The organism is Candidatus Limnocylindrales bacterium, assembly GCA_035559535.1.
GTDB lineage: Bacteria > Moduliflexota > Moduliflexia > Moduliflexales > JAUQPW01 > JAUQPW01.
The window spans coordinates 54,398-73,735 of the sequence record DATMBG010000032.1 but is presented as its reverse complement, the minus strand read 5'-3'; the positions used below and the strand labels follow the sequence as shown (position 1 = coordinate 73,735).

The following is a 19,338-nucleotide window of genomic DNA, read 5'->3' as shown; positions in this document are numbered from 1 at the left end:
TCAGGTTTAATCCCGGGAAGCCCGAAGCCAGGAGAATGCTTCACCCGCCCGTTTGAATTTAAAGTAGTTCTTAGGAATCTCCCAATATAAGGCTCTGGGACTCGTCTTAAGCGTGTTGTACAGAAAGCAAATATGTGTACAATCACAGTGATCTTTTTTCATTTCAGATACTTCATCCTGTCGGATTTGAGATTCCCAAAGCCGACGGAAGTTACAATCATAATCCCGCAGATTGCCTATAGGTTCTCGCAGTTCACAGATCCTGAGTCTTCCATCAAAATCCAGGACGGCAGAGGTTGTGCCTGCTAAACACGGTATTTTCCAGCGTTCGTTATGATCAGTATTGTTAAATTGAGTCTCATACGTGAAGAGATAAGTTCCCAGATAGTACATATTAAAAACAGACTGGGGCAACCAACCCGGCTTTTGTCGAGACCGGGCTAAATAATAGCGGTGGAGTTCCATGGCGTTTTGATAAATTGCCTTCAAACTTTCCATGGGCACATCCCGTAAACTGGTTTCCATAGCATTTCCTCGAATAATCTGAAAATAATGACCGTCTACCTCAAAATGGTCCCGAATGAAATAACCCAATTCAATGAGCTGATCATGGTTTTCCTTGCAGATAACGGAATTCACAAAGAGATGGAAACCGGGATATTTATGGCGGAGAGGAGAAAGGGCCTGAAGACTTTCCAGGGCTTTTTTGAAATTACCCGGAACCCCTCGAATCCGATCATGGGTTTCACCGTATCCATCCAGGGCCATGTTGATATGCAGGCTAATCTCCGGATTTAAGGCAAACATCTGCTCCACCAAATGTACTAGGCGATGGGTTAGAAGCCCGTTGGTTGGAATTCGTACTGAACGGACCTGATTGTTTTTACAAAACAGGTCGGTAATTTCCACCAACTCTTCCCGCAAAGTCGGCTCACCACCGGAAAACCAGAGATCACTAAATTCGGGCATGGTTGCAGAAATTTTTTTGATCTCCTCAAAGGTCAGGTCACCTCGTTGGTTAAGGCTATCCCAGTAGAAACAGGTTCGGCATACTGAGTTACAACGGGATGTTACAAAGAAGATGAGCATATTAAAGATTTTTTTCGAGGTTATAGTTTGAGTGAACTGGGAAAGGACTTTGAGAGGTTTCATGGATTTCGATTACCCCTCGCAAATGCGCAAAGCCTGCCTTGTGCTTATGGAAATGGTAGGGATTTTTCTTTATCCTCTCCACGCCTCTGCGAGAAGCTTTTTGTGAGCTGAGAGATACTTATAGACTGCTCAGGATAATACTTTCACTTTGATCAGATTGGTCGTACCCGGGACTCCTACGGGTACTCCCGCCGTGATAACAACTTTTTCTCCAATTTGGACGAGCTGAGATTTCAACGCCGCCAGGAATACCTTTTCGATCATATCGTCGGTGTTTTTCATTTCCTCCGTCAAGATAGGTTTTACACCCCAGACCAGGGATAATTGTCGATAGGTTTTTGCTACGGGAGTCGGGGCCAGGATCTGTTGTCGGGGTCGATATTTGGCAACCAGGCGGGCGGTATTACCCGTCTGGGTAAACGTAATAATAGCACTGGCGTCAATATCTTCCGCCAGGTGACAGGCGGCGCGGCTTACCGCTTCGGGTAGTGATGGGGTACTCTCTTCTTCCAGGCAGTGTGACAGCCGTACATCGGGCCATACATCGGAGAGAAAACCTGATTCCACATCTTCGGCAATCTTTACCATCATCTCTACGGCTTCAATCGGATAATTTCCACTGGCAGTCTCTTCGGACAACATAACGGCATCGGTTCCATCTAAAATAGCATTGGCTACATCGGTTACCTCTGCACGGGTTGGACGGGGACTATCGACCATGGAACGTAACATCTGGGTGGCTGTGATGACCGGTTTACCCAACCGATTTGATTTTTTAATCAACATTTTCTGTACCATAGGTACCTTCTCCAAAGGGGTCTCCACACCTAAATCTCCCCGGGCCACCATAATCCCATCTACGACCTCCATAATCTCATCAATATGCTTTAGGGCCTCATGTTTTTCAATCTTGGCAATAATGGGAATCGTGGCACCATGTTGTTGAATGAACCGTCGCGCTTCCAGCACATCTAGGGCACTACGAACGAAAGAAAGCGCCACGTAATCAACTCCCTGCCGAATTCCAAATATCAGATCTTCTTTATCTTTTTCGGTTAAACTCGGGGCCTGGATGGAACTGGTTGGAAAGTTAATCCCTTTGTGGGAACTGAGGGGCCCCCCTACAACGACTTGGCACTTGATATCCGTGTGGGAAGTTTCCAGAACCTTTAACTCCAGAGAGCCATCGTTGAGTAAGAGGGTATCTCCCGGTTTAACTTCATGGGGTAAATCAGGATAAGTAATGGAAACCTCCCGGGCATCTCCGGGGACTTTTCGGCTTGTGAGGGTGAATAGGGCCTGTGGTTTGAGTTGGACCACTCCGTCTTTTAAGGGACCAATTCGAATTTTCGGTCCAGCCAGGTCCTGGAGAATGGCAAGGGGTCGCTCCAGCAACCCGGCAAGATGTCGAAGATCCTGGATAACCTTTCCATGCTCGGCTTGGGTACCGTGGGAAAAGTTCAGGCGGGCCACATTCATCCCGGCACGGAGCAATCGCTCTAACACAGCCGGGGAACTAGAGGCTGGACCGATGGTACAGACGATTTTTGTCCTGGGCATATCCTTCTCCTGAGCAAAACTATCTTGACATTTATACGCTTGTTGATTACCTCTTAATTAATAATACCCTTAACTTTATTTTGACAATAAGTTTTCCCTTATAGAGGACAGGTTAATGACTTTCTTTTTTCAAGGATTATTCATCCCAGATCAATAAAAGGAGTTTGATAGGCTTATGGAATCGGATAAAACTTTATTCGAAATTTACCGCGAGCGCAGTTATGATAAAAAATATCGGGTTGTTTATTTTACAGAGCTTAATGAGCATAACAAAGAGCAGGAGATCAATCGGGCCCTGGCAGGAGATTCTTTTTACGAAGGTTTCCTTCGCAATTACCGGAAAGAAGAAGCCAAGGCAATTATCAATCAATTCTTACAAAGGCTAAACAATGGAGAGCAGGTAGACCCGGCAGAACTCGATACGGCTCTGGCCGAGTACATGCCTTAGGGAAATGGGTTCGCTTCCACAGGAAAAGGGGTCTTTCCGGGCTTAAAAAATCAGAGGGAGAGAAGAAACACCGAAATAAGAGCCAGGATAATTCCGATCCCCTGGGTTAGAGAAATGGTCTCGTTGAAAAGGATCAGACCCAGAATAATGGAAATAACCGGATAAAGCGCCGTAAAAGGGACGATGATCGAGGCTTTTCCCCCCTGGGATAAAGAAAGGAGAAAAAAGAAAACTCCCAAACTCCCGGAAATCCCGGATAAAATACCGAATAAAGCACCTGCCGAATGGATTTCTGTGTGGGAAGAGCGAAAAAAAAGAAACAGGAGGAAGGTCGTTGCGGTGGCTCCTACGGTACTAAATAAATAGGCCCACACAGGATCCACCCATTTAAGCGAAGATTTTTGAAAAATGGGAAAAACACCCCAGAGTAAGCAAGCCAGAATAGAATAAATAACCCATGCTTTGATCATATGGTAGTTTCTTAACTTTACCTGAGAAATTTTTCAGACTTTTAAACCATTTCCAGGTACAAGTCCTTATGAAGATAAGACTCTCTCTCGCCGGCCATCCATAATACTACTTTCCATTACATTTTTCAATAAAATAAACCCAACCGTAACTGTAACAAGTTAGTAGATGTCACTTTTTCTGTCTGAATACCCTCTGGCTCCCTCCGGGGGAGGGGCTGACGTGGGATTGCTGCTGCTGAAGTCCCCCCTGGAGGGGGGGATAGGGGGTGTTTCTTTTTCCACCGACTAAATTGATACGGATACACCTAATCCGGCTATTTAGAGTTAAAAACTTACCCCTTGACTTTCAAATTAAAACTTCCTTTATTTTAAAAAGTACCTGATAAACCGGAAAAAACAAAATAGAGCTATTAAAAATATCAAACAACCGGCCGGAAGAACCTCACCGGCTGAGGAAGACGGGGTTTATAAATTTCTCTTCCTTTAGGCTTGAAATCCTAATACCCTTTCTAGGTAGAAACATTGCCTACCTCTCCCCTTCCCCCTCTCCTGAAGGAGGGTGAGAGGGGTGGCCCTGTTTAAGGGCGATTCGGTCTGATCGCTCTGCAGATTAATGTTTATTGAGTAAGAAGGAGTTTGAGTTATGCAAAAATTGGCTGAGATCTGCATTCACCGTCCTGTTTTTGCGACCATGTTGATTTTGTCCTTGACGGTGGTTGGGATCTTTTCGTTTTTTACGTTGGGGGTTGATCTTTTTCCAAAGGTGGATTTACCGATGATTACCGTGACCGTGTCTAATCCTGGAGCATCGCCTCAGGAAATTGAAACCGAAATCACAGAAAAGATCGAGGCAGCCGTCAATACCATCAGTGGAATTGATGAACTACGCTCGACCTCGGTGGAAGGGGTTTCTCAGGTTTTTATTTCCTTTGTTCTGGAGAAGAATGCAGATGTTGCAGCCCAGGAGGTGCGTGACAAAGTAGATTTAGTTATTCCCGACTTACCGGATACGGCTGAACGTCCGGTAGTACAGAAGTTTCAGACAGATGCTTCACCGATTCTACGGGTGGCCATTTCGGCACCGCGTTCACTGCGAGAAGTAACCGAAATTGCCGATAAACAGATCAAAAAAAGGATCGAGAACGTCAATGGAGTGGGTGAAGTTCAGATTATCGGTGGAGCAGCCCGGGAAATCCAGATCTGGGTTGATCCAGATAAGATGCGGGCTTACAATCTAACCGCTGCCGAAGTCGCCAATGCTGTACGCAGGCAAAACATCGAGATACCCGGAGGACGGGTCGATCAGGGTGCACGGGAGTTGACGGTACGAACCATGGGGCGTATTACCAACCCGGCGGACTTTAATAACCTTGCCATTGCCACCCGAGGTTCTTATGTGGTTAAATTAAGCGATATAGGATATGCCGAGGATGGAACAAAGGAACAACGAACGGTTTCGCGTTTGAACCAACAGCCTGCGGTAACCCTCCTTGTTTTGAAACAGTCAGGTACTAACACCGTCGCCGTAGCCAATGCTGTTAAAGAACGATTAGCCGAGATTTCCCCCACACTCCCTCCTGATGTGCGGGTTGAAATCGTCGGGGACCAATCTGTTTTTATCAAAGCAGCCGTTGAAGCCATCGAAACCCACCTGGTGGAAGGGGGACTCCTGGCAGCCCTGGTTGTTTTTCTCTTCCTTTGGAATCTACGCTCGACCTTGATTGCTGCCGTTGCCATTCCTACCTCTATTATTGCGACTTTCGGTGCCATGGCGGCCATGGATTATACCCTGAACCAGATTACCATGCTGGCACTCACGTTGATGGTGGGTATTGTGATTGATGATGCCATTGTCGTGCTGGAAAATATCTACCGATTCATCGAAGAGAAAAAGCTTCCCCCCTTTCAGGCTGCCATCGAAGGGACTCGGGAGATCGGCCTGGCCGTTATGGCCACCACGCTTTCGCTTTTGGCGGTCTTTTTGCCGGTGGGCTTCATGGGAGGTATTGTCGGGCGGTTTATGTCCTCGTTTGGATTGACCTCGTCCTTTGCTATCGCCGTTTCCTTGCTGGTCTCGTTTACACTGACGCCTATGCTCTGTGCAAGATTTATTAAATCTTCGGAGAAAGCCCAACCCCCGGGGAGTGGATCCAAGGAGTCCTTTTTTTACCGTCCCATTGATCGAAGTTATATGGGGTTATTGAAGTGGTCCCTACGACATCGATGGGTGATCATAGGGTTGTGTTTGCTGGTAATTGTCAGTATTGTTCCCTTGTTTAAAGCGGTCGGCAAAAATTTCCTGCCGGTAGATGATCAATCTGAATTTGAAATAACCCTGCGTACCCCTGAAGGATCTTCCCTGAGCTACACGTCCGATATTGTTGAAAGCATTGCGACAGCGGTACGTCAGTTACCCGGGGTTACCCATACCTTAACCACCGTGGGGGGTGGAGCTCAGGAGCTGGTCAATACGGCTACGATCTATGTGAAACTCAAACCGATCCAGGCGCGGGAACTTTCGCAACAGGAACTCATGGAACAGGCCCGCGAACTCTTAAAGAATTACCCCGGCGAACTCCGTACGAGTGTACAGCCGGTCTCCAATATCGGAGGCGGGGGAGCGCGTAATGCCGACATTATGTTTGTCATTTACGGTCCGGAGCTTCAAAAACTGACGGTTTATTCAGAAGAATTACTTCAGAAGATGAAAACCATTCCAGATGTGGTAGACGTGGACTCCTCACTGATTGTCGGTAAACCCGAATTGCGTGTGGTCATAGATCGGGAGCTTGCAGCCGATTTAGGGGTGAGTGTTAACGATGTGGCCCAGGCCTTGAACTTACTGATCGCCGGACAAGTGGTTTCTACCTACAATGAAGGAACTGATCAATACGATGTGCGTCTACGTGCCATGGGAGAGTATCGGACAAGTGCCAGGGATCTGGAACGTATAACGGTCCCTTCCAGCAAGCTTGGCCCGGTAAGTCTGGACCATGTGGTACGGGTTGTGGAGGCTACAGGACCCTCGGCCATCGATCGTCAAAACCGGGAACGCAATGTCACGCTTATGGCCAATGTTAAACCGGGCGGGTCTCAGGCTGCGGTAATTGATCAGATGAACCAGTTCGTGAAGCAGATGAATCTGGAGCCCGGTTATACCACAGGTCTGGCCGGTCGGTCCCGGGAACTGGGACGCACCGGTTATTACTTTATGCTGGCCTTTGCCCTATCCTTCATCTTTATGTACATGGTATTGGCCGCACAATTTGAATCGTTCATCCACCCGGTAACCATCCTCCTTACCTTACCCCTTTCGATTCCCTTCGGGATCCTTTCTTTGCTGGTCATGGGACAAACGGTAAATATTTTCTCCGGCCTTGGAATTTTGCTCCTTTTTGGAATTGTGAAGAAAAACGCCATTTTACAGATAGATCATACCAATGAACTCCGGGCAAAGGGTATGAAGCTGATGGATGCCATTCTGCAGGCGAACCGGGATCGTCTACGTCCTATTTTAATGACAACTATCGCCCTTGTGGCTGGGATGATGCCTTTAGTCCTTTCAACTGGACCGGGTTTAGGCACTAACCGGTCTATTGGCGTCCTTGTGGTGGGAGGTCAATCCCTCTGCCTGTTGTTAACCCTCTTAGCCGTGCCGGTCTTCTATTCCCTCTTTTCCCGCTCCAGGGATTTTGGCAAAATCCGGGTTCGTGAACGTGTGAGCGAGCGAATCAAAGCCTTCGCCCAGGCTCAGATAGAAAAGGTGGGAAAGAGCGAACCGCACCTGAGACCCTACAATGAATCTTGAGAAGTGTTGGAACTTTTGAAAACTTCTTTTTCTTCGTCGGTCTAAGGTTAAATCTAAATAGAAATGCCCTATAACATAACTGGCAGGGCGACCCCTCCCAGGTCGCCTCGCCGGGGTTAACCTTCTTATCCTGGCGCCTGTGGGGATGGAAGGTGAGGGAGGGGTTTCTTCTTCTACCTACTGAAGAGGTACAGATACCACTAGTCTAGAGGATTGACTTCTTTTAAAGAATCTCTTAAGATGAATACTATGGACCCCAAATTGTACCGGGAATATGTAGCCTTACTTTCTCAAATCAAAGACCATCTCATTTTCCATAAAAATATGGGACTTACCCATCTTCAGATTCGGCGCTCTCCAGTTTCCTCACAGGTCCGTCTCTCTTTAGAGGAGGTGGAACAACGTTTAGGGGACTGCCGGCGATGTAAACTTCATAAGGGACGGCATCACATTGTCTTTGGAACCGGAAATAAACAGGCAAAGCTGGTTTTTATCGGTGAAGCTCCCGGTTATGAGGAAGATATCCAGGGCAAACCCTTTGTAGGTAAAGCCGGACAACTTCTTACCAAAATCATAGAATCCATTGGGTTGACCCGTGAAGAGGTTTACATAGCCAACGTAGTAAAATGCAGACCTCCTGGAAACCGAAATCCAGAGCCCGATGAAATTGCTTCCTGTGAACCCTTCCTCATTCAGCAGCTAGAAGCCATTCGGCCTAAGCTCATCTGTGCCCTGGGAACTTTCGCTGCCCAAACTCTTCTCAAAACCAAAGTACCTATTTCTAAACTACGTGGGAAATTTTATTCATACAAAAATATGAAACTTATGGTCACCTTCCATCCGGCTTATCTGCTCAGAAATCCTCAAGATAAACGATTAGTTTGGGAAGATATGAAGGCCCTACGGCGGGAATATGATAAACTCTAAAGTCCAATTATTTGACGCCCAGGGGAAAGGATCGAAGAATCGTCCGGGAAGGAATCCGGTTCTCCCCCCTTTTTCAATGGCCCTTAGTTTGCATAGGCGATTTTACGAAGAGGTTTTGTTTAAATTTGGTAATGAAACATGGGAGACATCTCTGGTTCTACAAAAATTGTAGGAATCTTCGGGGATCCTATTCATCATACTCTCTCTCCACAGATGCATAATGCTGCCTTTCAGGCTTTAAAGTTAGAGTATGTGTATCTACCTTTTCGGGTAACCCCTGAAAATCTATCAACCGCGATAAGATCCTTGCCCAGTTTAGGGATCCTGGGGGTTAATATAACTATTCCCCATAAGGAGAGAATCTTAGATTATTTAGATGAATTGGATCCCGAGGCTCAGGTCATTGGGGCTGTAAATACCGTTGTGGTTCAAGGTCAAACCCTTAAAGGTTATAATACAGATGGTAAGGGTTTCATCGAATCCCTTCGGGTTGAAAATGTCGAACCCAAAGGAAAGAAAATCCTCCTTCTAGGAGCCGGCGGAGCTGCCAGAGCGGTAGGGATGCAATTGGCTTTAGAGGGGGTTTCGGCTATTTTTATTAGCAATCGGACGTCTGAAAAGGCTGAACGTCTGGCTCGTGATATCCAAGACCGGACTTCTCTGGCGCAGGTACAGGTTCTGGAGTTTAACCCTCGGACCTTAAAACCCTACCTCAACCAGGTGGATATCATTGTCCAGACGACCTCGGTAGGCATGTCTCCTCCAGGAGTCTCTCCGGTAGATATTATCGGGGTTTCCGAGAAACAAACGGTATGTGATCTGATCTATAAACCTCCTAAAACAAAATTCCTGGAAATGGCGGAAAGTCAAGGAGCAAAAATCATCAACGGGTTGGGTATGTTGGTTTACCAGGGTGCGCTGGCCTTCCAACTATGGACCCAAATCCCTCCTCCCATAGAAGTTATGAAGGCAGCTTTACTCAAATCATCAAAAAATCCTTTGTCATCCCCGGTTATCTGAAGATGAAAGGCATCTTAAAGAAGACCCGGGGTGTAAGGGGGGAGAAATTTTCTTGACAATTCAGCTTAATTACAGTAATAAAAACGACCAACTGTCTTTCAATTATCTTTCTCTAAGTTGGATTAAAAACTCTCATTCCTTCAAAAAGATAACAAACCTAACAGGTCAGTAAAGAACCTGTCTGTATTTTATTCTGATTAAAAGGGGTAATACTTAAATGGCCGAGAAAATTGGAGAAATTCTCTTAAAAGCAAATTTAATTACACGACAACAATTGCAACAGGCTGTGCAGGAACAAAAGAACTCGGGAGGTCGTCTGGGTTCCGTTCTGGTTAAAATGGGGTTTGTGAATGAAGACTCGATCCTTTCCTGTTTAAGTAGTCAGTTTGGAGTTCCTGCCATCGATTTAGATACTTTTCATATTGAAGAGTCGGTTCTTGAGACTATCCCGGTTTCCGTAGCTAAGAAGTATATGGTCATTCCCATCAGTCGTGTGGGAAATATCTTGACCCTTGCTATGGCAGACCCCTCCGATGTTTTCGCCATGGATGATATCAAGTTTATGACGAATTACAACATCGAGCCGGTCGTTGCCTCTGAAAGCTCTATCATAGAAGCAATTAATCGACATTACGGTAAAAAGGATAAAAAAGCAGCCGCCTCTGAAGGACAAGAAGAAAAGAAGGTCGAAGCGATTAATTATAAGGATTTCTCCATGACGGAAGATGAGATCGAGGGGGATACCATAGAAATGGAGATGAGTCCCACCGTCGATATTAATGAATTTGATAAAATTGTTAAGGGAGCCATAGAAAATGTCGAGGTGGTAGAAGAAAAAGAGGAGGAAGGGGTTATTACCGAGGTGGATGCCCCCATTGTAAAGCTTGTGAACGGGATCCTTCTCAATGCTGTACAAAGGAAAGTCAGCGATATCCATATCGAGCCTTATGAAAAAGTTTTCAGAGTTCGGTATCGACTGGATGGGGACCTGTATCCGGTCATGAGTTTACCGCTTACTTTAAAGAATTCCGTGGTCTCCAGAATTAAAATTATGTCCAACCTGGACATCGCGGAGAAACGGCTCCCCCAGGATGGGCGTATCAAATTGAAACTGGGTAAGAAAAAAGAGATCGATTTTCGGGTTTCTACGCTTCCCACCCTGTTTGGAGAAAAAATTGTTTTACGGTTACTGGATAAATCTACCTTACAACTGGACTTAACCAAACTCGGGTTTGAACCTCAATCCCTGGAAGACTTTAAGGAGGCAATTCGTAAACCTTACGGAATGATCCTGGTAACCGGACCCACGGGAAGTGGTAAAACAACGACCCTTTATTCGGCCTTGCAGTCGTTAAATACCACCGATGTAAACATTGTGACGGCTGAGGATCCGGTAGAGTTTAATCTTATGGGAATCAATCAGGTGCAGATGCGGGAAGATGTGGGTCTTACCTTTGCCAGTGCCTTGAGGGCTTTCCTGCGCCAGGATCCGGATATTATTCTGGTTGGGGAGATACGAGATTTTGAAACGGCTGAAATAGCCATCAAAGCCGCTCTTACCGGGCATTTAGTCTTGAGTACCCTTCATACCAATGATGCCCCCAGCACGGTGAATCGCCTTTTAAATATGGGGATAGAGCCTTTTCTGGTAGCGTCTTCGGTCTTATTGATTGTGGCGCAAAGATTGCTGAAGAAAATATGCCAAAAATGTAAGGAACCTGAAAAACTTCCTATGGATGTCCTCATTCGAGCTGGATTGAGTGAGGAAGAAGCCAGAACCATTACGCCTTACAAGGGTAAAGGGTGTGAAATGTGTAATAAGACGGGGTATAAGGGGCGTATTGCTCTGTATGAGGTCATGGTCGTCAAACCCAATATTCGGGAGTTAATCCTGAGGGGAGCCTCGACCGATGAATTGAAAGCTCAGGCTATTCAAAACGGAATGTTAACCCTGAGGGCCAGTGGACTTGCCAAACTTAAAGAAGGGATTACCTCTCTGGAACAGGTTTTAAGTGTTACCTTAGGAGATTAAGTATGTCCGATCTGCATGAGTTACTCAGAATAATGTTTGAACGGGGTGCTTCGGATTTACATATTACCAGTGGTTCTCCTCCCCAAATCCGTATAGATGGGAGCCTGATTCCCATCGATGGGGAAGAACCTCTCACCCCGGCAGATACCAAGCGGCTGGTCTATAGCGTTTTAACCGATTCACAAAAACATACCTTTGAGGAAAATAATGAGTTGGATTTTTCTTTTGGTGTGAAAGGACTCAGTCGCTTCCGGGGTAATGCCTTTCAACAACGGGGGGCCGTAGCGGCTGCCTTCAGAACGATCCCTTATAAAATCCCCTCTTTTCAAGAGTTGGGACTCCCCCCCTCCGTTTCCAAATTAGCTGAAAAACCCCAGGGTCTTGTCCTCGTGACAGGTCCTACAGGAAGCGGTAAGTCGACCACCCTGGCGGCTTTGATTGATAAAATCAATACCGAACGCCACGATCATATTATAACTATCGAAGATCCCATCGAGTATTTACATGAACATAAAAATTGTATCGTCAATCAACGAGAGGTTCAGGCTGATACCAAATCCTTTAAGGCAGCCCTTAAATACGTATTAAGACAAGATCCAGATATTATCCTGATCGGCGAAATGCGGGATCTTGAAACTATTGAATCGGCTTTGGTTATCGCCGAAACCGGACACCTGGTTTTTGCTACCCTGCATACCAATTCCTGTGCCCAAACTATCAATCGAATCATCGATGTGTTTCCACCTTATCAACAATCCCAGGTCAGAGCTCAACTGTCCTTTGTCCTGGAAGGGGTTATCACGCAGCAACTGATCCCTAAGGCCAGTGGGCGAGGTCGTGTCTTGGCCGTTGAAGTCATGATCCCTAACCCGGCTATTCGAGCCCTTATTCGGGAAGATAAAGTCCACCAGATTTATTCCCAGATGCAGGTTGGACAGGAAAAGACCGGGATGCAGACCATGAATCAATCCCTCCTCAGCCTGTTCAAAAGACGCTTGATCAGTAAAAACGAGGCTTTTAAGAGATCACCTAATCTAGATGAATTCGAGCAAATGATGGCTCGGGAAGGTGCCGTTATGGATCGTTTATCCGTATAGGTTCTAAGATCTAAGTTCTAAGTTCATAGAATCCCTATAAAACTAGAACCCGACCTTTAGAACTTAACAACTATGCCGGAATTTACATATAAAATTAAAATAGCGGGTAGGAAGATTAAAAAAACCATTGAAGCTCCCAACAAGGAAGCTGCCATCCGGCTTATAAAAAATAAAACAGGGGCAGATGTCAACTCGGTTAAACCTAAATCGAAGCCTATCGAAATTCCTTTCCTGTCGTCGATGATGAAGCCTAAAATTAAGACGAAGGACGTGGTTATTTTTACCCGGCAGTTTGCAACCATGATCGACGCAGGGCTCCCTCTGGTCCAATGTCTGGAAATTTTAGGGAATCAGCAAGAAAATCCAACCTTCGCCGAAGTTATTAAAAAACTCCGTGTGGATGTGGAAGAAGGCTCTACCTTTGCAGATGCCTTACGAAAACACCCGAAGGTTTTTGATAACTTGTTTACCAACCTTGTAGAAGCTGGAGAAGCCGGTGGTATTCTGGATACCATCCTGAACCGATTAGCCGGATACCTGGAAAAAGCCCAGGCTTTAAGGGCCAAAATCAAATCGGCCATGATTTATCCCATTACCGTGATCACCGTAGCCATTGTCGTCGTGGTGTTCTTGCTTATCTTTGTGATTCCTACCTTTGCTTCGCTGTTTACAGGATTAGGAGCTCCCTTACCGGGTCCCACTCTGTTTGTGATGGCCTTAAGTCAATTTTTAGTCAGATTCGGACCTTTCCTGGCGGTTGGTCTGGTTGTGGCCGGCTACCTCTTCAAAAAATACTATGCGACCGAAAATGGTCGCCGCACGGTCGATGCGTTTATTTTGAAACTCCCCATATTTGGAGACCTGGTTACCAAGGCTTCCGTTGCCCGATTTACCAGAACTCTGGGTACCCTGATTAGCAGTGGGGTGCCTATACTGGATGGATTGGAGATCACAGCCCGTACCGCAGGTAACGCCATTATCGAGCTGGCCGTAATGGAAACAAGAAACAGTATTAAAGAGGGAAAAACTATTGCAGAACCCCTGGAACTGACCGAGGTTTTTCCACCTATGGTCGTTCAAATGGTCAGTGTGGGCGAACAGAGCGGGGCTTTAGACAGCATGTTGGCTAAAATCGCCGACTTCTATGAGGAGGAAGTAGATCGCGCCGTAGAAAATTTAACCTCCTTGTTGGAACCTTTGATGATTGTTTTCCTGGGAATTACCGTGGGAGGGATCGTTATCTCTATGTACCTGCCTATCTTTAGTCTGATTAAGCATATCGGATAATAAATCCTTTAGATTTCTTTCTGCAAGTCATAGAAAAAAGATGATTCTCCCTTCTCAGATTCATGGGGGTACAACAAACTAAGTTTATAAATTCTTCTCATCGAAGAAATAAATTGATTTTTTATGGTGAGCATAGCCCACCCTCTAAGGAGGGTGAGTGTAATTGCTCTACCCAATATGAATGAGCCGGAATATAGATGACTCTAAAAATGAAACAGGATTTAATAAAATAAAATGGCTGATTTTTCTTCGAATCGTGGTCATTACGTTAACTTTGGGTTCTGCCCTGCTGTTTCAACTTCAAAATGCAAACCCGGCTGCACTGGATCCTCTCTATAACTTCATTATCTTTGCTTACCTCTTCGCAGTTTTTTCAATTATTCTTCTAAAAATCATTCGAAATTTTTACATTCTGGCCTACTTTCAAATTATCAGTGATTTACTTTTTGAAACCGGATTTGTTTATGTAACCGGTGGAATTAAAAGTTTTTTCTCTTTTACCTATATTTTTTCGATTATCGCCGCCAGCATTATCTTGTTCCGTAAAGGCGCCTTTGTGATGGCTTCCCTGAGTAGTTTATTGTACGGGACTTTAGCGACCCTCCAGTATTATGAAATTATCCCTATCTATGGACCTCCAGGATTCCCCTTTACAACCTTAAATATCAGTTCCTTCTACTATAATATCTTTCTCAATGTCTGTGCTTTTTATCTCGTAGCTTTCCTGAGTAGTTACCTGGCCGAATCCCTAAAAATAACCCATGAACAACTGCAAGAAACTTCCAGTGACCTCAACGAACTTCAAGTATTCCACAAAAATATCCTGCAGAGTATGAGTAGTGGTCTCTTAACAACCAATCTTGTAGGGAAAATTACCTCCTACAATCGAGCTGCCGAGGAAATAACCGGATATAAATTTGAAGAGGCCTATGGGGCCGATCTGGATCAGATATTGCCCGGAGTCTGTGTTAAAGAAATCTTTGACATGATGGAAAAAACGAACCAATCCTCGTACCGCTTTCAAAAAATGGTTAAGTCTAAGGACGGCACTACTATGTATCTGGGGATGACGGCCTCTATTCTTAAAAATATTCGGCGGAATGAAGTAACAGGGTTAACCATTATCTTTCAGGATCTTACAGAACTCCGAGAAATGGAAGAGCAGGTTAGGCGGTCCGATCGTCTGGCTGCATTAGGAGAGTTAGCCGCAGGAATAGCCCACGAAATAAGAAATCCCCTGGCTTCTATTAAGGGATCCGTTCAGATGCTAAAAGCCGATCTTAAGCTGGAAGAAGAAAGCCGAACCCTCATGGATATTATTATTCGTGAGTCCACCCGCCTCAACAATATCATTACCGATTTTTTGGTGTATGCCCGTCCGACTCCTTTAACCCTTAATAAATTTGACATCATCCGCGAGATCATTGATCCTACACTCGTTCTCCTCAAAAATAGCCCGGAATGCTCAGATCTCATTCATATCGAGAAAATCTATCCCCAGGAACCCCTCTGGGTCGTATGTGATCGACAACAAATGCGTCAGGTTTTATGGAATTTGTGCCTCAACGCTGTTCAAGCCATGCCAAGAGGAGGAATTCTCCTGATCTCTGTAAAGAAAATCGAAGGAAACCTGGATGGAAAAGATATCTCTCCATCTAAAAAATTAGCTCCTCCTGAAATTAAAAATAGCCGACGCTCCTGGTGTACAATTACCATTCAGGATACCGGTTATGGAATAAAGTCGGAAGACTTAGAAAAGATCTTTGTTCCGTTTTTTACCACTAAGGAAAACGGAACAGGGCTGGGATTGGCTATCGTACATAACATTATCGAGAATCATCAGGGGATTATTAAAGTAAAAAGTAAAATTAACGAGGGTACAATTTTTGAAGTAAGTTTACCTTGTTCTGAATAAATACGATTCCCCCTTAGCAATTCTTGAGGATTCAACCGTGATGAATTGCTAAGAAGGAGTTGTTCACCGAATTTCCATGGATGAGACCTTTTCAATTCTAGTCGTAGATGATGAGCGGAGCATGAGGGATTTCCTGGCCATCATGCTAAAAAAAGAGGGTTACCAGGTGACGGTGGTGGAAGATGGAAATCAGGCCATCAAAGCCATTCAAAAAGACATTTTCGATCTCGTCATTACCGATATTAAAATGCCCGGGGTAGATGGACTCCAGGTCCTACAAACCATTAAAGAGTTATCTCCTGAAACCCTGGTCATTATGATTACGGCTTTCTCTTCAACCCAAGACGCGGTTAAAGCTATGAAACAGGGGGCCCTTGATTATATCTCCAAACCTTTCGAGGTGGAAGAAATCAAGCTCATCGTTCGAAATGCTTTGGAACGCAAAAGGTTATCTGAAGAAAACAGGTACCTTAAACGAGAACTGGAGTCCAAGCATACCTCGGCAGCTATCATTGGTGAAAGCCCGGCCCTTCAGCGGGTTCTAAAAATGATTGAGAAGGTCAGCTATAATCGAAGTACTGTACTGATCCTGGGAGAGAGTGGGACCGGAAAGGAACTCGTAGCTAGAGCCATTCATCAGAACAGTCCCCGACGAAACAAGCCTTTTGTTACGGTAAATTGTGGAGCCATTCCAGAACACCTTCTAGAAAGCGAGCTTTTTGGACATATGAAAGGTGCCTTTACAGGAGCCATTGCAAACAAGCAAGGGTTATTTGAACTGGCAGATGGAGGAACCTTCTTCCTGGATGAAATTGGAGAGACAACCCCAACCATCCAGGTAAAGCTCTTGAGGGTTCTGCAAGATAGACAATTTAAGCGGGTCGGGGGAACCGTAGATATTAAAGTAGATGTCCGAATTATCGCTGCATCCAATAAAGATCTGGAAAAAATGGTTCAGGAGGGCACGTTCCGGGAGGATCTTTTCTACCGACTCAACGTAATCCCCATCTATATTGAACCCCTCAGAAACAGAAAGGAAGACATTCCCTTGTTGGTTAATCATTTTCTGAGAAAGTATGGTGAGGAACTGGGTAAAACCTTTTCAGGCATAACCGATGAGGCTATGAAGGTGCTCATGGATTACGACTGGCCCGGTAATATCCGAGAATTAGAAAATGCCATTGAACGTGCCGTTGCTTTGGAATCCGGTTCTGTCATCTCGGTAAATAGTCTACCGGATAGTGTACGGGGATTATCCACCCGGATTAAACCTTTCATTCCGGATATCCCCCCGGAAGGGGTCGATCTGGAAAATATTGTAAATGAAGTCGAAAAGGGCCTTTTAATGAAGGCTCTGCAAAAATCCGGTTGGGTGAAAAAACAGGCTGCTAAAATGCTCCACTTAAGCTTTAGATCCCTTCGGTACCGATTAGATAAGTTCGATATCGATAAGCCTGAGAAACCTTTTTAAACTCCAGACTTATAGAAATTCATCGATGGGTATGAGCGACTACAGGTTGCTCTTACGTTAAAATCTACACGTGGAAGGTTTTACATCGGAAAATTTGCCGGCTACCCGGCCCTCCCCCACAGATCCACTCCTGATCCTTTTGGTTTTAATCCCCATAGGAATCCTTCCCCTATACCCTTCCGAAGAAATCGGCCCCTTCATGGTACGAGCTTCTATCTTAGGATATGTCTGTATAAGAGGAATGCGGGGCTTAATTCAACCGGATACCTCAAAGGATCCTATCCTTTGGAATAAATTTCTATTCCTGGGGTCAGGATGGGGGCTTCTATCCTTTCTCTGGAGCCTAAGCCCCTCTACCAGTCGATCGACTTTTCTCGATTTTTTCCTTTACTGCGTCCTCTACGATTTGATAAACCAATCTTATTTTTCTAAACACCTAATAAAAAGGATTTGTCAGTTCCTGGTTATTATAGCCGTCCTGGTATCCTTAGATGGCCTTTTTCAAAAATTCTATCGCTACCCTGCTTACCTACCTTATCTGACCGAATATGCTCAAGAGTTCGATCCCTTCACTCTGGAGATGATGAAAAATCGGGTGGCCGATTTATCCGGGAGAATCTTTTCTCATTTTTTATTGCCCTCCCATCTGGCCGGATATCTTATCCTGATCATTCCGGTTAATTGGGCCTTGATCCGGCTGACGCCAACTCTATGGAAACGCATCGGTTGGATTCTTGCTCTGGGAGTTAATTTTATCGGATTATTTTTAACAAAATCCTATGGAGCCTGGCTTTCTTTGCTATTTGCCCTGACCTTGACTTTATCCTATTCTTTCCTGGGTTCCCCGGCAGGGTCCTTTCTAAACCTCAAAAAAGAATCCTTTCTACCCCTATTTAAACCAACAGGGATCGATAAAAAGGGGATTCTTAAAAAGGCTGTGAATCTTATGGTTTTTTGTCTGGGGATCTTTATGGTCCTGACCTTAATTGGCTATAGCCGGGGCATCTATCTTTGGGATTTAAACGACCCTCGTCATCCGGCCTATTTAAGGCTTCTAAACTGGAAAAGCGCCCTTTCTATCCTTATGGATTATCCATGGACCGGAGCCGGATTGGGTACTTTTAAAATTATATACCCTCAATACATGCTCCCCGGCGCCAATGAGGCTAACTTCGTCCATAATTCTTACCTCCAAATCGGGTCAGAACTCGGCCTGCCCGGACTCTTAGCCATCTGTTATGCTGCCGGAGTCTGGATACTCCGAGGACTTACCAGATTAACTGCTCTTGGCGATGGGGATAACCGGATTTTAGTTCAGGGTCTTTTTCTGGCCGGACTATGCTTTTGTTTTCATAATCTTATGGATTACGATCTCTATGTGCCTTCCCTGGGATTGATGGGGTTTATGCTGCTGGGGCTGGGGGGGAACAGGAGTGTGGGAGGATGGGGGTGTAGGAGGATGGAAGTATGGGAGGGTGGGAGGATGGGAGGATCTTCTACAGATCTTCACCCCCCCATCCCTCCACACTCCCATCCCCCCATCCTCCCACCCTCCCATACTTCCATACCCCTTTATATTCTTCATCTCTCCCTCGTCGGTCTGAGTTTGTATCTTTTCACCGTCAACACCCAACTCTATCTTACCCGGGGTTACCTCCAGCAGATTAAGGAGAGTTGGGAGCAGAAGGATCTTGGAAAGGCTTATGAGACGGCTCAAAAAGCCCTCTTTTATAATCCGAAAAGTCCTTCGTTGCAAGAAATCTCCGGGGTGTTACTCCTGGAGTTGAAAAGACCCGAAGAAGCTACTCAGGCCTTTCAAAAAGCTATTGAACTGGACCCTAGAGTACCCAGGTTTCATGCTTATCTGGCAGAGGCGTACCTTCTGAAAGGAGATCTGGCCGGTGCTTACGTTGAAACGAAAAGGGCCGTGGAGTTATTTCCCTTACGGATTTCTTATCAGAAGAAATTAGAAGAGGTAACGGCTCTTTTAGAGAAGTATTCGATCAGGAATTAGATGGAGTCGAAAGTCGACAAAATACGTCACTCAATTTCTACAATAATTGTCAGATACCCTCCCCTTATTCCTTCAATTCTTTTTCCTTTAACGCCTATCTCTTCCCCGTGAATTCCCAAAGGAGAGCTTTTCCAGGA

13 protein-coding genes are annotated in these 19,338 nt (G+C 45.3%); 10 read left to right on the top strand and 3 right to left on the bottom strand.

The window, feature by feature from the left end; all coding sequences use genetic code 11:
• Positions 1 to 6: 6 nt before the first annotated feature.
• Complete coding sequence (locus VNM22_10200; protein HWP47521.1) at positions 7 to 1,152, bottom strand: radical SAM protein; 1,146 nt, start codon at positions 1,150 to 1,152, stop codon at positions 7 to 9.
• Between the two features lie 129 nt (positions 1,153 to 1,281).
• The gene (gene pyk, locus VNM22_10195; GenBank protein ID HWP47520.1) at positions 1,282 to 2,712 is read right to left on the bottom strand and encodes a pyruvate kinase; all 1,431 of its coding nucleotides are present in this window, start codon (positions 2,710 to 2,712) and stop codon (positions 1,282 to 1,284) included.
• Between the two features lie 175 nt (positions 2,713 to 2,887).
• Here pyk and VNM22_10190 point away from each other — a divergent pair, with 175 nt between their 5' ends.
• Positions 2,888 to 3,160, top strand: a complete 273-nt coding sequence (locus VNM22_10190) for a hypothetical protein (protein ID HWP47519.1) — start codon at positions 2,888 to 2,890, stop codon at positions 3,158 to 3,160.
• 50 nt (positions 3,161 to 3,210) lie between these two features.
• Here the strand turns inward: VNM22_10190 and VNM22_10185 are convergent, their stop codons facing one another.
• Positions 3,211 to 3,630: an EamA family transporter gene (locus VNM22_10185; protein ID HWP47518.1), complete on the bottom strand. Its 420-nt coding sequence runs from the start codon at positions 3,628 to 3,630 to the stop codon at positions 3,211 to 3,213.
• 643 nt (positions 3,631 to 4,273) lie between these two features.
• On the opposite strand from VNM22_10185, the gene VNM22_10180 reads away from it, so the two are divergent.
• From VNM22_10180 to VNM22_10140, 9 genes are all read left to right on the top strand, one after another.
• The gene (locus VNM22_10180) at positions 4,274 to 7,438 is read left to right on the top strand and encodes an efflux RND transporter permease subunit (GenBank protein HWP47517.1); all 3,165 of its coding nucleotides are present in this window, start codon (positions 4,274 to 4,276) and stop codon (positions 7,436 to 7,438) included.
• Between the two features lie 249 nt (positions 7,439 to 7,687).
• Positions 7,688 to 8,365 carry a uracil-DNA glycosylase gene (locus VNM22_10175; protein HWP47516.1) on the top strand — a complete coding sequence of 226 codons (678 nt, stop codon included), beginning with the start codon at positions 7,688 to 7,690 and terminating at the stop codon, positions 8,363 to 8,365.
• A 138-nt stretch (positions 8,366 to 8,503) separates the two neighbouring features.
• Positions 8,504 to 9,385, top strand: coding sequence for a shikimate dehydrogenase (gene aroE / locus VNM22_10170; GenBank protein ID HWP47515.1), 882 nt, complete (start codon positions 8,504 to 8,506; stop codon positions 9,383 to 9,385).
• A gap of 217 nt (positions 9,386 to 9,602) precedes the next feature.
• Positions 9,603 to 11,417, top strand: coding sequence for a type IV-A pilus assembly ATPase PilB (gene pilB / locus VNM22_10165; protein HWP47514.1), 1,815 nt, complete (start codon positions 9,603 to 9,605; stop codon positions 11,415 to 11,417).
• A gap of 2 nt (positions 11,418 to 11,419) precedes the next feature.
• A complete protein-coding gene (locus VNM22_10160) occupies positions 11,420 to 12,514 on the top strand; it encodes a type IV pilus twitching motility protein PilT (GenBank protein HWP47513.1) in 1,095 nt (364 codons plus the stop codon).
• A gap of 72 nt (positions 12,515 to 12,586) precedes the next feature.
• Complete coding sequence (locus VNM22_10155) at positions 12,587 to 13,801, top strand: type II secretion system F family protein (protein HWP47512.1); 1,215 nt, start codon at positions 12,587 to 12,589, stop codon at positions 13,799 to 13,801.
• A 181-nt stretch (positions 13,802 to 13,982) separates the two neighbouring features.
• Positions 13,983 to 15,716, top strand: coding sequence for an ATP-binding protein (locus VNM22_10150; protein ID HWP47511.1), 1,734 nt, complete (start codon positions 13,983 to 13,985; stop codon positions 15,714 to 15,716).
• Positions 15,717 to 15,792: 76 nt separating this feature from the next.
• Complete coding sequence (locus tag VNM22_10145; GenBank protein HWP47510.1) at positions 15,793 to 17,187, top strand: sigma-54 dependent transcriptional regulator; 1,395 nt, start codon at positions 15,793 to 15,795, stop codon at positions 17,185 to 17,187.
• A gap of 199 nt (positions 17,188 to 17,386) precedes the next feature.
• Positions 17,387 to 19,201: an O-antigen ligase family protein gene (locus VNM22_10140; protein HWP47509.1), complete on the top strand. Its 1,815-nt coding sequence runs from the start codon at positions 17,387 to 17,389 to the stop codon at positions 19,199 to 19,201.
• Positions 19,202 to 19,338 lie beyond the last annotated feature (137 nt).